This window comes from Sphingomonas sp. Leaf339, assembly GCF_001426195.1.
Classification (GTDB): domain Bacteria; phylum Pseudomonadota; class Alphaproteobacteria; order Sphingomonadales; family Sphingomonadaceae; genus Sphingomonas.
Window position 1 is genome coordinate 361,478 of the sequence record NZ_LMRS01000034.1, and the last position, 12,914, is coordinate 374,391.

The 12,914-nt window shown below is 60.7% G+C and carries 9 protein-coding genes; 5 read left to right on the forward strand and 4 right to left on the reverse strand.

What is annotated here, in order from left to right; genetic code table 11:
- Positions 1-84 precede the first annotated feature (84 nt).
- Positions 85-1,257 (forward strand): pectinesterase family protein, encoded by a 1,173-nt coding sequence (locus ASG67_RS13965; protein WP_082543538.1) that lies wholly within the window; start codon positions 85-87, stop codon positions 1,255-1,257.
- 61 nt (positions 1,258-1,318) lie between these two features.
- Here the strand turns inward: ASG67_RS13965 and ASG67_RS13970 are convergent, their stop codons facing one another.
- Positions 1,319-1,633: a hypothetical protein gene (locus ASG67_RS13970; protein WP_056531343.1), complete on the reverse strand. Its 315-nt coding sequence runs from the start codon at positions 1,631-1,633 to the stop codon at positions 1,319-1,321.
- A 301-nt stretch (positions 1,634-1,934) separates the two neighbouring features.
- Positions 1,935-2,717, reverse strand: coding sequence for a cupin domain-containing protein (locus tag ASG67_RS13975; RefSeq protein ID WP_235535217.1), 783 nt, complete (start codon positions 2,715-2,717; stop codon positions 1,935-1,937).
- Between ASG67_RS13975 and ASG67_RS18475 the strand changes: the two genes are divergently transcribed.
- Both ASG67_RS18475 and ASG67_RS13985 read left to right on the forward strand, forming a co-directional pair.
- Positions 2,703-4,979: an alpha/beta fold hydrolase gene (locus tag ASG67_RS18475; protein ID WP_235535218.1), complete on the forward strand. Its 2,277-nt coding sequence runs from the start codon at positions 2,703-2,705 to the stop codon at positions 4,977-4,979. The genes ASG67_RS13975 and ASG67_RS18475 overlap by 15 nt on opposite strands.
- A gap of 75 nt (positions 4,980-5,054) precedes the next feature.
- Positions 5,055-6,428, forward strand: coding sequence for an amidase (locus tag ASG67_RS13985; protein ID WP_156460830.1), 1,374 nt, complete (start codon positions 5,055-5,057; stop codon positions 6,426-6,428).
- Between the two features lie 94 nt (positions 6,429-6,522).
- Here the strand turns inward: ASG67_RS13985 and ASG67_RS13990 are convergent, their stop codons facing one another.
- Positions 6,523-8,877 (reverse strand): TonB-dependent receptor, encoded by a 2,355-nt coding sequence (locus tag ASG67_RS13990; protein WP_162244364.1) that lies wholly within the window; start codon positions 8,875-8,877, stop codon positions 6,523-6,525.
- Between ASG67_RS13990 and ASG67_RS13995 the strand changes: the two genes are divergently transcribed.
- Both ASG67_RS13995 and ASG67_RS14000 read left to right on the forward strand, forming a co-directional pair.
- Entirely contained in the window at positions 8,847-10,442 is a 1,596-nt protein-coding gene (locus tag ASG67_RS13995; protein ID WP_082543542.1) for an MFS transporter, read from the forward strand. The two genes, ASG67_RS13990 and ASG67_RS13995, sit on opposite strands and share 31 nt — an antisense overlap.
- A gap of 32 nt (positions 10,443-10,474) precedes the next feature.
- Complete coding sequence (locus ASG67_RS14000; RefSeq protein ID WP_162244365.1) at positions 10,475-11,560, forward strand: alcohol dehydrogenase catalytic domain-containing protein; 1,086 nt, start codon at positions 10,475-10,477, stop codon at positions 11,558-11,560.
- An 11-nt stretch (positions 11,561-11,571) separates the two neighbouring features.
- Here the strand turns inward: ASG67_RS14000 and hisD are convergent, their stop codons facing one another.
- On the reverse strand, positions 11,572-12,876 hold the full coding sequence (gene hisD / locus ASG67_RS14005; RefSeq protein ID WP_056531471.1) for a histidinol dehydrogenase: 1,305 nt from the start codon (positions 12,874-12,876) through the stop codon (positions 11,572-11,574).
- Positions 12,877-12,914 lie beyond the last annotated feature (38 nt).

The window sequence follows — 12,914 nt, forward strand, 5'->3', positions numbered from 1 at the left end:
ATGATGGACGGCGCATCGCGCATCCATTAGCCTGACCAGCTATCCAGACCGGGAAACAACCGGATCGCACCATTGGGATGACGGATGAGCTTGATCCAGCGGATACACGGCGCCGTGGCGGCACGCTCCTTCAGCTTTGCCGCACGCTGGTGGCGCCTCGCCACACTTGCACTGCTGGCGTGTACCATCACCGCGCCTGCCCGGTCTGATGATCCAGCCACCTACCACGTGCGGAAAATCTGTGACCGACCGACCGGGTGTTTCACCACCATCCAGGCGGCGGTCGATGCGGCGAAAAACGACCAGTCCGTCGGCTGGGTCCTGGTCGACGTGGGTCCCGGCGACTTCAATGAAAAGGTCGTCCTCAACCGCGATAAAATCCGTCTTATGGGTGCCGGCCCGACACGGACACGACTGCACTTCGATTCGGTGGCCGAATACGCCGGCCATTACGACCGGGACAACTGGGGCACGCCCGGTTCCGCGACGCTGGCCATCGCCGCCGACGACGTGGCGATCCGTAAACTGACGATCGAGAACACGTTCGATTATCTGGCGAACGACGCCCTGCCGCCGGGCGACCCGCGCAAGATCAGCAATTCTCAGGGCTTGGCTGTGTTACTGGATACCGACAGCGACCGGATATCTTTCGACAAGGTACATCTCATCGGATATCAGGACACGCTCTTCACCCATGGCAAGCGCGCGCTGTTCCGAAACGGGGTGATTTCCGGCAACATCGACTTCATCTTCGGCAGTGGCATGTTGCTGATCGAAAATAGCACGATCCGTTCGCGACGACGGGCTGCATCGATTCCGCCGGGCGGATTTGCTTCGTTCATCACCGCCCCATCTACCCCGGCGAACCAGCCGATCGGCATCGTGATCTATCGTTCGCGCCTGACGCGCGAACCGGGCGTAGCCGATGGCTCGGTCGCGCTGGGGCGGCCATGGCATCCGACAACGACGTTCCCCGACGGACGCTATGCCGATCCGCAGGCGATCGGGCAGGCGATATTCATCGACTGTTTCATGGACGCCCACATTCATCCGGATCACTGGACGAGCATGGCCGGCACCGCACCCGATGGCAGCAAGAACCGCTTATTCCACGCCGCAGACTCCCGCTTCTTCGAACAAGGATCATCCGGTCCCGGATCAAGACGGCGCCCAGTCGATATCAAATGGACCAACCCGCCGACCATTGCAGAAGTTCGCCAGATCCTTTTTGCCGGATGGGATTACCCCATGGGGTAGCCGCTGCATCGACGCATGATGAATTGTTATTACGATGCCAAATGGCAGCGCGAAGGTGCCGTCAGTCTAATGCGAACCGCTCTCCACATGATGTACGGCGGTCTTTAACGCTGGCGGCCCTGCTCGCAAGGTTCTGCCACTTAGCCAGCGCGGCTGAGCCTTGATCCTTAAAGGGCTGTCGGTCGGGGAGATGGCGCTCCAGGCTGAAGTGGTTGTGGACGTTGGCATGAACCGATGCGAACTTCTGCGGCGTCTTGATCTGCCTAAAGCTTCGTAACGCCCTCTCCCGCCGTCGGAACGGCAGGTGAGAGTTCTCCACCCGCCTTTTCGCCCAGCGGCCCACCTCCCGCTTCTCGGTGTTGCCAGGATCGTTCATCGCGGTTCGATAAGAACGCGGGCCATCGGTGGTGATCGCTTCCGGTGAGCCATGGCGTTGCGGGTCTTATTCATGACAGTGAGCGCCGCCGCCTTTTTGCGTGTCTTCGTGACATAGCTCTCCAGCACCTCGCCCGCGATCATAGCAGCGGAAAGCGGACATACCATCAGAACTACGAGCCGGATCACCCAAGCGATGAGTTGAAGTACCGAAACAGCGTTGCAGGCTTGCGGGGGCGGAGCATAGGCCTCGCCTGCCCTACCCTCATTATCAGCCGGTGCATTCGGAGGCTGACAGAGCCCTAAATCATCGGAACGCCGGCAACGAATTGAGGTAGCCCCGGCGCATCCCCCCCTCGTACCACGAACGCTACGAGATCGACCGATGCCGTATTCCGGAATGCATGCGGCAGACCGACCGGAACGCTCAACGTGTCGCCAGCGCCCATTATGATTGCGCCGCCGTCCCAGCTTACTTCCAGCGTGCCGGAATGAACAAATATCACCTCGACCTCTGCGCGGGCATGCTGCGGGATATAGGCCCCGGCCGACATTGTAAGGCGACGCACATTAAACCCATGGGGCCACCAGCCTGAGATCGGACCCGCCTTGAACCCGTCGTCGGTCGCCACCGGCGTGATGACCCCCGCTTCTTCAACGCCCTCCATCGCAAGCCGCGAATTCGGGTTGCCTGTCATCGCATCAGCCGCGACGACGCATTGGCGAAGCTTATCCATCGGCGGCGTCTTCAGTTCGGCGGCGGTATCGTCACCGGTGGCCTCAGCCAGTTCAACGTCCTGCAACGTATAATCGCCTTGCGAGGTGTCGATCAGCCGCCCCCCTTTCGCGAGCTTCAGTCCATGGTCAGCCGCGGCCTCGAACACCGCCGGCGCCCAAGTGACCTTGCCGGGATTGTCTTCTCCTAAAACTGTAAAAAGGAACCCCACGCCCTCGTCAAGCTTCTCAAAACCGCGAAACATGTGGATCGGCACCGAAGCGACATCGCCGGGACCAATGACGATCGACCCGTCTTCCTTGTTCGGACCAAACGGCAACCGCCAGTGACCGGAATGGACGATGAACACCTCAGCGGTATCGTGGCTGTGCTGCGAGTTGACGCAGCCGAACGGCTGACGCGCCGCGCCGATATTGAACCCATGCCGTTCGGTGATGTGGACATGCTGGTCCGCACTTTCCGAAACGCCCGCACCGATAATCGTGAAGTTCTCCTTTTCCGTCGACCCAGGCGTGCGGGTATCGATGAACGCGGTGCGGCACGGCACCAGATCGGCATACCGCACCAGACGGGCCTTCATGGCTTCCTCAGTCCAATTCACATCCATCTCCCGGTAACGGCAAACATGCTTGCATCCGAATGCAGAACAGCTAGACCAAGCGTGATCGTCATGCAAGACGACAGCTACAGGGCAATGCCAAGCGTGACTTCCCCGATCCGCTCTCCGATCGTGCGCAAAGATAGCGCCATGGCGGTCCCGCTCGTGCTGTTGCCTGGCACCCTGTGCGACGAGCGCCTGTTCGCGCCGCTGTTGGCACGGCTGTCCGAGCGCGTCACTATGGTGCTGCCAATCGACGACGACGATCCGGTTGTCCTCGCCACGACGCTCCTCAACATGGCGCCCCCGCAGTTCGCCCTTCTTGGTTTTTCGCTCGGCGGACTTGTCGCACTGGAGATGGCGTTGCTCGCACCGGACCGGGTCGCGGGACTCGCCCTTGTCGACAGCAACGCCCGCGCCCGCGCTGGCGACGCGCCACCCCATCCTGGCCCCCCGGCGGCGGCTGTTGCTGCGATGTGGCCGCGCGCTACCGGTCTGGCAGGACATGACAATCAAGTCCTTCGCGCGCTGTTGGACGCTATGGCCGAGGGCATCGGCCCGCAGACCCACGCCACGCAGGAGAGACTGGCTTGCGCCCGCACCGACAAGCGCGACCAGCTGTCCCGCTTGACTATGCCAGCGCTGATCCTCGCCGGGGCGGACGACCTTCTCTGCCCACCGCCGATGCAGCATGAGCTGGCCGATGGCTTGCCCAAAGCGACCCTCGTCCTGATCGATGGCGCCGGCCATTTTGCGCCGCTGGAGGCTCCGGACCAGGTTGCTGGGCATGTCGCGGCCTGGCTCGCGCGGGTCGATCATGCTCTCTCATCTAATATCCGGCCATTAACCCCGTTCCGCACAGGAGACGACATGACCAAGACCGATTCTTCGCACCAACCGGCTCGCCGCGCCGATGCGACCGCCGCCGAGACGGATGGCACTGTACTGCAGGTCGAACGCCGCGACTTTACCGAGTTGGTTCCGACGGATCGTGCGCGAGTGCAAGGGATGCGGGGTTTCGACCCGATCTACACCGATATCGTCGATTACATCGTTCGTTGCACGCACCGCATCTGGGACGAACGCGACGTTGGTCTGATCTATACACACTATACGCACAATTGCGTCGCCTACACGACCATGGGCACGATGTACGATCGCGAAACGCACATCCGCGACACAATCCAGCGGCTGGTCGAATTTCCGGATCGTCGCGGGCTTGCTCAACAGGTGATTTGGCGAGGTAATGACAGCGACGGTTTCTACACCAGCCATATGACGCATGGGCAGGGCCGTCACAGCCAATATGGCATGTACGGCAAACCGACAGGCCGCACCTTCTTAACACGCACCGTCGCCGATTGCATGATTATCGAAAACAAGATCTACAAGGAGTGGATCGTCCGTGACAATATGGGCCCAGTTATTCAGCTTGGGCTTGACCCCCATGCCTATGCGCAGGACATCGCTAACCGCAAGTTTGAGGCAAACGAACCGATCATGGAGGTGGTCGAGAACCGCCGCCTGCTCGGCCAGTACCCGCCGGAGACCGATGCCGACACGTCGATCGCACATAATGACAGCGAAGCGCAGTTACTGCGTGACCTGCACTACATCTACAACAAGCGTATGTTCGGCCGCATTCATGAACTATACGCCCCGAATTGCCAGTGGCACGGGCCGCTAATGCGGGAATATTACGGCGTCGCGGCGGTGTTGCAGCAGACGATGCGACTGGTCGCGCTGATTTCCGACGGATATTATGTGCCTCAGCACATCTGTTCGGTAGACAGCGAGGAAGGCGGCACTAAATACGCTGTCCGTTGGACGCTGGAAGGCCATCATCTTGGCTATGGTCCGTTGGGCGCACCTACCGGCCATCCCCTCTCAGTCATGGGCATCACTCACTATCACGTTCGCGATGGCAAGATTATCGACGAATGGGCCGTCTATGACGAACTGTCGATGCTGGCACAGGTCAAGCTGGCCGCCCTCCACCGGGCGGCTGGCTAACCCGCCTTTTGGGCGGCGTCGTCCGTGCATCATGCCGTTCACGCTGCCCATTCATTCGATCAGGTGGGCGACGACATGTCAGATGACGATCAGGATATACGGTCATTCCAGATCAGGTGTGCAACGGAAGCCACTGGGGCAGAGCAAACCGCACGTGCGTGCCTAGCGCGCATTGCCGCGCATGACCGCAACGGCGTGAAACTGGCCGCAATGCTAAGGGTATACCCGGAAGCAATCGAGGTCGCCCGCGCCCGTGACCGTGAACGTTTCCGCGGCGCTGCCAAAAACTTGCCGTCGCTGCAAGGCGTTCCAATCGCCGTGAAAGACAATATCGACCTGCTCAACGATCCGACGACTTCGGGGTGCCGCGCCCTGGCCGGCGCAATGCCGCGGAAGACCGCACCGGCGCTCGCGGCGCTGCTCGGCGCCGGTGCGGTCGTTATCGGCAAGACCAACCTCTCAGAGTTCTCGTTCGAAATTCGCTCGCGCAGCTCGCTCGGCGGCGACACGCGCAACCCGTTCGCGCCCATGGTCACGTCCGGCGGATCGAGCGGCGGCACCGCGGTCGCCGTCGCCGCCGGTTTTGCAATGGCCGGTCTCGGCACCGACACCGGCGGTTCGATCCGTATTCCTGCCGCGTATAACGGCCTAGTCGGCCTGCGTCCGACCTGGGGCGTCGTACCGATCACCGGTGTGGCGCCGCTCGCGCCATCGACCGATACGGTCGGCACGATAACGCGGAGCGTTGACGATGCGATGACGATGTTCGCCGTCCTCTCCGCAAATCATAATCAGCGTCTTCGCTCCGCCAGAGGTATGCGTGTCGGCGTTATCCGGCAATTGACGGGCGCGGTGCCGATGATCGCGGCGGGGCTGGAAAACGCAGTCGCGGCACTGTGCGCCGCAGGTGTCGATGTCGATGACGCGCCCGACCTGCCACAAAACCTCATCCCCGCCGGCGACCACATCGTCGACGAAGAGTTCGGCCTAGCATTCGACCGATATTTGCGTGGCAATTTTCACGAGAAGACGGCTCCGGCTTCGCTAGCGGCACTGATCGCGAGCGGCCAATATTTGCCGGAGTACGACATAAATCTGAAGGCGAGGGCACGTCCTCGCAATCCGGAGATCCGTACCGCCATCCTGATCAGGCACGCGCATCTGCGATCGGCACTCGACACGATCATCAATGAAGGGCGCTACGATGCGCTACTCTATCCCCCGTCGGCCGTGCTCCCGCTTTCGATGGATAACCCAAAGGGGGGATGGGCGCCCGAACTGGCGGCATGCAGCGGCTGGCCTGCCCTGGCAGTGCCCGTTGGCCAGTCTGCGCAGGGCTTCCCCCTGTCGGTTGAGCTGCTGGCGCGCGCCAATGCCGAACCGACGCTATTTACACTCGGCGCCGCAATCGAGCGGGCAATGCCTCGGCGATTAATTCCGTCGTGGTAACCATCCAGACAAATTTTCTAGTCGAATGGCATGGAGGCTGGGCGTACCTGCGAGCCCGCTGCTTACCGATACGCCCGCCCGAAGTAACGCCCGATTAGAACTTAACACCCGCACGGGCTCCATAGGTCGCTGGCGCACCGTAGGATACCTGCACCCGTTGTGCGCGGCCGACCACGGCACTTAGCAACACTGCCTTGTCAGTGATGTTATTGCCATATCCCTCGACGTAGAACCGCCCGCGTTGCTCAGTCCAACGGAGCGACACATCAAACTTGTCATAGGCGCGTTGAAAATCGAGGACGGTGTTATAGTCGGTGGTGAAGTAGCTGCTGGAATGCAGCCAGTTGGCATATGGCGCGATCGTGCCATTAGTGCCCAAGTCGATGTTGTAATATACAGCCAGCGTTGTCTTCAGTCGTGGCGATTGTGGTATGCGCCGCCCCGCCAAGTTCAGCGAGACCGGATCCGCAGCGTTCGAGGCACCATAGAAGTTATTGCCGCTGATGTAGCGTGTATATTCCGCATTAAGATATGCGAGCGTTGCGTCGATGTGCAGATCGGGCAGCGGCAACGTCCGTACGCTCACTTCGCCGCCGTAACTGCGAGCGCGGCCGGCGCTGCCAAAATAGGATACCTGCGGCGTATAAACGTTAATCTGCAGGTTCGAATATTTATTATAGTAGAGCGCCAGCTCGGTCTGGACGCGTCCGTTCAGGAACTGGTTTTTGATCCCTGCCTCATAGGCATTCACCTTTTGCGGCGCGTAGGACTCAGGAATTGCCGCACTGCCGCCGGTATCGTTTACGCCTCCTGACGCGAAGCCCGTCGATGCCGTGGCATAGATCATCGTTGCCCGATCCGGCGTAAACTGAACGCCCGCGCGCCAGGTCACGCTGTCGAACGATGGCGATCCCGACGTCACACTGTACGGCGTGGTGAAGGTGTAGGTATTGGGAATGCCATCGGCGAAGTCCGCAAAATCGAACGACTTCTTCTCGTATGAATAACGGATGCCACCGATCAGGCGCAACGTATCAGGGACTATGGCATAGGTACCCTGCGCATAGGCAGCATAGGCGTTAGTCTTTAGCGCGGCATCGGCCCGGAACCCCGGCACCGCCGAATTCGGCGCGTCGATCTTTTGCTGGTACGTCTCGAAGATATCATCGTGCAGGTAATAGCCCCCGATGATCCATTGGAACGGCGTGGTGCTGTTCGAGACCAGCTGCAGTTCCTGCGTGAACGTCTTGGCGCGCGTGTTTGGTTCCTGCTGCCCCGATCCGAAGCCAAGCGCGGGCGCCTGGAAGACGACGCTGCTCTGGTCGTTATCGGCACTCCGATGCGCGCGGAAGAAGGTATAGCCAGTGATTGAACGCACCGTTGCCGCGCCGACATCATAACTGACCGTGCCCGATCCGTAATTTTCGCGAATGCGCTCGAACGGCTGATAGTCCCAATCGTTGGTGTACGGCCCAGGCGTCACGGCGACACCGATGTCGACGCCGTTGACCAGTACCGATCCGTTCTTGACCGACGGGTTGACAGCATAGGGTACGCCGTTGATCGACTGGTACCCGGTCTGCGGATTGATAAGAGTGCCCGCTATCTTGTAGCCGTACGAGCCCGCGCCAGCATCATTGCGGCGCCAAAAGCCACCATGCAGTTCTACCTCCAGGCGGCTGTCGGGTGTCCAGCGAAGCGAGGCACGACCGGCATATTCCTGCAGATCCGCGATCCTGACACCGGCGCGGCTGCGGACATAACCATCGTGATCCTGATAGACACCGGCCACCCGCAGCGCGAGCGTATCACTGAGCGGCGTATTGACGAATCCATCGATCCGCTGTGAATTATAATTGCCGAAATCGACGTTCAGCCCGCCTTCGAACTTGTTGGTCGGCGAGGCGGTGACGACGCTGAGATTGCCGCCAAACGTGTTGCGGCCGTACAGCGTACCTTGTGGCCCGCGCTGCACTTCTACCCGTGCGATATCGAACAGCGGGATACTCTGCTGCTGGGTGCGGCTCTGATAGATGCCGTCGATATAAAAGCCGATGACTGGATCGTTCTGCGCGCTGACCAGGCTCGTACGCACGCCGCGGATTGCCGGAAATGAGTCTGACCCCTGGCTGCCCCATGTGAAGCCGGGCGCAATGAATTCCAGGCGGCTGACATTGTCAGCATGCAGACGCTGTAAATCCGCACCACTGACCGCAGTAATTGAGATCGGCACGTCAAGCAGGCGCTCGGCCCGACGCTGCGCCGTCACAACAATCTCGCCGGGAAGCAGATCGCTGGTCTGGTCGGTCGATGACGACGATTGCTGGGTAGCATCAACGTTGCCCGACGCGGGGATCGGCGCATCCTGCGCAAGGGCTGGCGTGGCGATCGCCGCAGCGACGGTTATCGCCAGTATCGATGCATTACGAAGCCAGTGTGTCCCGCTCATTGCGCATTCCTCCACCTTGCCAAACTTTTGCCCTGCGCCGCCACCCATCGGTTCAGCGTCGACAAATTTGTGAATGGGAATGCACCAATGGGCAAGATGCCGTAATATTAAAAAAGCTATTACAAAGGCTTTTCTTTGGCATTTTGTTGCGAAATAGTCACGTTTTCCGGATTGAACACCCGAACCCGCCTTTTAGTCAGTCTTTTATCTCGCTTTACAAGCGAATTGGGATGCAATCTAATAGCGAGGGGAGGGCTGACCTGATGACAGATCGCAGTGAGCCGGAGACGCTATCACTGGCAGCGCCGCTGACCCGGGGGCGGCGGCTCGCAATATTCGCCGCGTTGATGATCGGAGAATTCCTCTACGGCTGGGCGTGGAACAGCGTCGATGTACTGCGTCCCTTCCAGCGTACCGCCTTGGGACTTTCTCTCGTTCAGGCGGGATCGACCTATTCAGCTCAGGGGGCCGGTGCCCTTATCGGTGCGGTGATGATTGGACAGTTGGCCGATCGATTTGGACGCCGCCTTGTTCTGGCCGCCATCATCTCAGGCTATGGACTGTCGTTGCTCGCCGGTCTGCTGGTAGCGAGCTACCCGCAATTGCTGATGCAGCGTTTCCTGCTCGGCATGTTCGCGGGTGGCGTCTTTCCAGTCGGCGTCAGCATCTATGTCAACCTTTTTGAAGAAGGCTTTCGCGGCCGCGTCGCAGGGACGTTGAACGCCTGTTTCAGCTTTTCGATCGTTGCGCTTGGCCTCGCCTTGGGGCGGCTTGGCGGGCATGACTGGCACCTTCTGCTATGGCTAGGTGGCGTGCCGCCGCTGATACTTGCCGTGGTCATGTTGTTGCTGATTCCGGCAGGATCGAGCGTTGATCGTCATCATGTCCGCAGCGCCGAGAAGCTGCCCGTGCGCGAACTGTTCCATGCCACGGTCCGCCGTCAGACGTTGCTATTGGCGGCAATGACGGGCCTGAATTTCTTTGGCTACCAAGCCTATAGCGGTTGGCTGACTACCTACCTGACCGATACGCGCGGCCTGTCGGCGGCAGTCGCGGGTGATCTGGTTGCCTGGCAATTCGCGGGCAACATCGCCGGGGGTTTTGTCTGGGGTTGGGCGGCCGATCGCTACGGCCGCCGGTTCAACGCAATTGGATTCCTCATCGCGGCGGCAGCGATTCTGGTGTATCTTGCGATGCCCACAAACATGCTCCTCTTCCGGCTGGTCGGTTTGGTTTATGGGGCGATGCTGTGCTCCAGCGTGATCTGGGGCCCTTGGCTTGCCGAGCTCTATCCTCCTCACCTCCGCTCGACCGCAGCGTCGATCTTCAACTGGGGACGCATCATCAGCTTCTTCGCGCCGCTTATCACTGGTTTCCTCGCTGATCGTTACGGTCTGACTGCGCCGATGGCCTCAGCGGCCGTCGCATTTACGATTGCGGCGATCATCTGGCTGAAACAGCGCGAAACGCTGCCCTCGCGAACACCAGCATCCGACATTCCGATACCACCGCCGATCGATCCATCATTCGTCGTCGACATCCCGCCACGGACGCCGGCATCGTGATTTCGGATCAACCGCTGCTAATGAAAGCAGCCGTGCTGCGCCGAACTGGCCTCGACCTTTGCGTCGAAGACGTTGTGATTGCCCCGCCGCAACCGGGCGAGATACTGGTCCGCATTGCCGCGACGGGCATCTGTCAAAGTGACGTCAGCGTCATCCGCGGCAAGGTACCGATTGAGCTGCCGCTGATACCGGGTCATGAGGCGGCCGGCACCGTCGAGCAAATTGGAGGCGGCGGCGGTGGCCGGATCGCCGCTGGCGACCGTGTCGCCTTATCCTGGGCACCGAATTGCGCGCACTGTTTCTATTGCAAACGCGATCATCCGACGCTGTGCAGCGTCTATAATACGGCGGCAGCCACGGGCACGCTGTGGAACGGCACCAGCCGCCTTGGTTCTGCCGGATCCATCCGGCATTACAGCTGCATCTCGTCTTTTGCAGAATACGCGGTCGTGCCGGAGGCGGCATGCGTACGATTGCCTGATGCCGTGCCCTTCACGGTTGGCGCGCTGGTCGGATGTGCGGTCACGACCGGGTTCGGCGCTGTCGTCTACGACGCCGGGGCCCAGCCTGGTGACAGCATCGCCGTATTTGGCATCGGCGGCGTCGGGATTAACGCGTTGGAGGCTGCGCGGTTATCACGTGCCGGCACGATCGTCGCAGTGGATATCGATCCCGACAAACAAGTCGCGGCAACAGCGGCTGGCGCGAATATATTCATCGATGCGCGCGATAGCGATGCCGTGGATCGTATCCGCGCCGCGACCAACGGGCGCGGCGTCGATCATGCGATCGAGTGCACCGGGCAAGCATCGGCCATGCAGCTTGCTTATGCCGTTACGCGGCCGGCAGGTACATTGGTCGTCGTGGGGATCACTGCCAGCGGCACCGACATTACTATACCGGCGAGCGGCTTTCCGGGCTCAAAGAAACGCATCATCGGCTCGATCTATGGCGGCGGCCAGCCTGCGACCGATTTTGGCCGCATCTTCGCGCTTTATGAAGACGGTCTGCTTGACCTGGACCGGCAGATTGGTGCGATCCTGCCACTAACCGCGATCAACGATGCAGTGCGAATAACTGAGAAGGGTGCGGCGGGCCGGATTATGATCCGGCCCTGACCCGCCGTTCTTCAGCCGGTCGCCATCTGGTGCAGCTTGTCGACGCGCACCTGCGCCGCCTTCATATGACCGTCCAACCCCTCGCTGGCGCTTTGCCGCGACGCGGGCGGACCGACCTTCAAAACTGCTTCGTCGTCGAGCCATTGATGTGTGGCGATCTTGACGTAACTACCAACCCACAATCCGCCAGTATAACGTCCCGCGCCCATCGTCGGCAGCGTATGATTAGTCCCTACCGTTTTGTCCGAATAAACGACGCTGGCGTTCTCGCCTATGAACAGCGATCCATAGTTGCGCAGTTTGGCGGCCAGCCCATGCGCGTCGCTAGTGTGTACCTGCAAATGCTCAGCTGCCACATGATCTGAATAGGCGATCATCGCCGCCTCGTCCTCGCACAGCACAATCTCGCCATAATCCGCCCAGCTGACCCCTGCAATGTTCGCTGTCTTCAACATTTCCAGCTGGCGCGTGACTTCATCTGCAGTCCGTTCCGCCACCGCGCGATCGGTGGTGATCAAGCCGACGCGGGTGCGCACGTCATGCTCGGCCTGCGCTAGCAGATCGGTCGCGATCAGACGGGGGTCGCCGCTGGCATCGGCGAGTACGAATATCTCAGACGGACCTGCCAGCTGGTCAATCCCAACCGGTCCGAACACCTGCCGCTTTGCCTCATTAACGAAGGCGTTGCCGGGGCCGACGATCTTGTTGACCTGCGGTACGGTTTCCGTGCCGAACGCCATGGCGGCGATTGCCTGCGCACCGCCGATACGGAAGATTCGGTCAGCGCCTGACAAGTGACAACCGGCGATCATTGCGCGATGGGCGTTAGGCGGCAGACAGGCGACCACTTCGCGACACCCTGCCACCTTGCCCGGCACGATCGTCATGATCGGCGCCGATAGCAGCGGGAAGCGGCCGCCAGGCACATAGGCGCCGACCCGATCGATCGGTATCACGCGGTGACCGAGATGCAGGCCGGGCATTGGCTCAACTTCAAGCGGCAGTATGGTCGCCAGCTGTGCCTCAGCGAAGCGGCGGACGTTGTCGATTGCGAACTCCGTGTCAGCGCGGGTCTGCGGATCGAGTTCAGCGACCGCAGCCTCCCGGTCGGCCATGGATACTTCAAACACATCGACATCCGCCTGATCGAACTTCACCGAGTATTCGCGGACCGCTGCATCGCCGCGGGTACGAACGTGCGTCAGAATGACTTCGACCAACCCCGACACGCCCTGCTGATCGCCGATCGAGTCGCGTGCAGGCGCCTTGACATACACTGTTGTCTGCTCGAACCCCTTCGGTGCCACGTCGGCCATTTCGTTCTCCTCTGCGCTGCCACGCCGTGGCGCTGGGA

Bases quoted from the DNA above. Each gene is read 5' to 3' on its own strand.
- hisD (WP_056531471.1), bottom strand. From the start codon at position 12,876: ATGGCCGACGTGGCACCGAAGGGGTTCGAGCAGACAACAGTGTATGTC.
- ASG67_RS13970 (WP_056531343.1), bottom strand. From the start codon at position 1,633: ATGAACGATCCTGGCAACACCGAGAAGCGGGAGGTGGGCCGCTGGGCG.
- ASG67_RS18475 (WP_235535218.1), top strand. From the start codon at position 2,703: ATGGACGATGAACACCTCAGCGGTATCGTGGCTGTGCTGCGAGTTGAC.
- ASG67_RS13985 (WP_156460830.1), top strand. From the start codon at position 5,055: ATGTCAGATGACGATCAGGATATACGGTCATTCCAGATCAGGTGTGCA.
- ASG67_RS13990 (WP_162244364.1), bottom strand. From the start codon at position 8,877: ATGAGCGGGACACACTGGCTTCGTAATGCATCGATACTGGCGATAACC.
- ASG67_RS13965 (WP_082543538.1), top strand. From the start codon at position 85: ATGAGCTTGATCCAGCGGATACACGGCGCCGTGGCGGCACGCTCCTTC.
- ASG67_RS13995 (WP_082543542.1), top strand. From the start codon at position 8,847: ATGCATTACGAAGCCAGTGTGTCCCGCTCATTGCGCATTCCTCCACCT.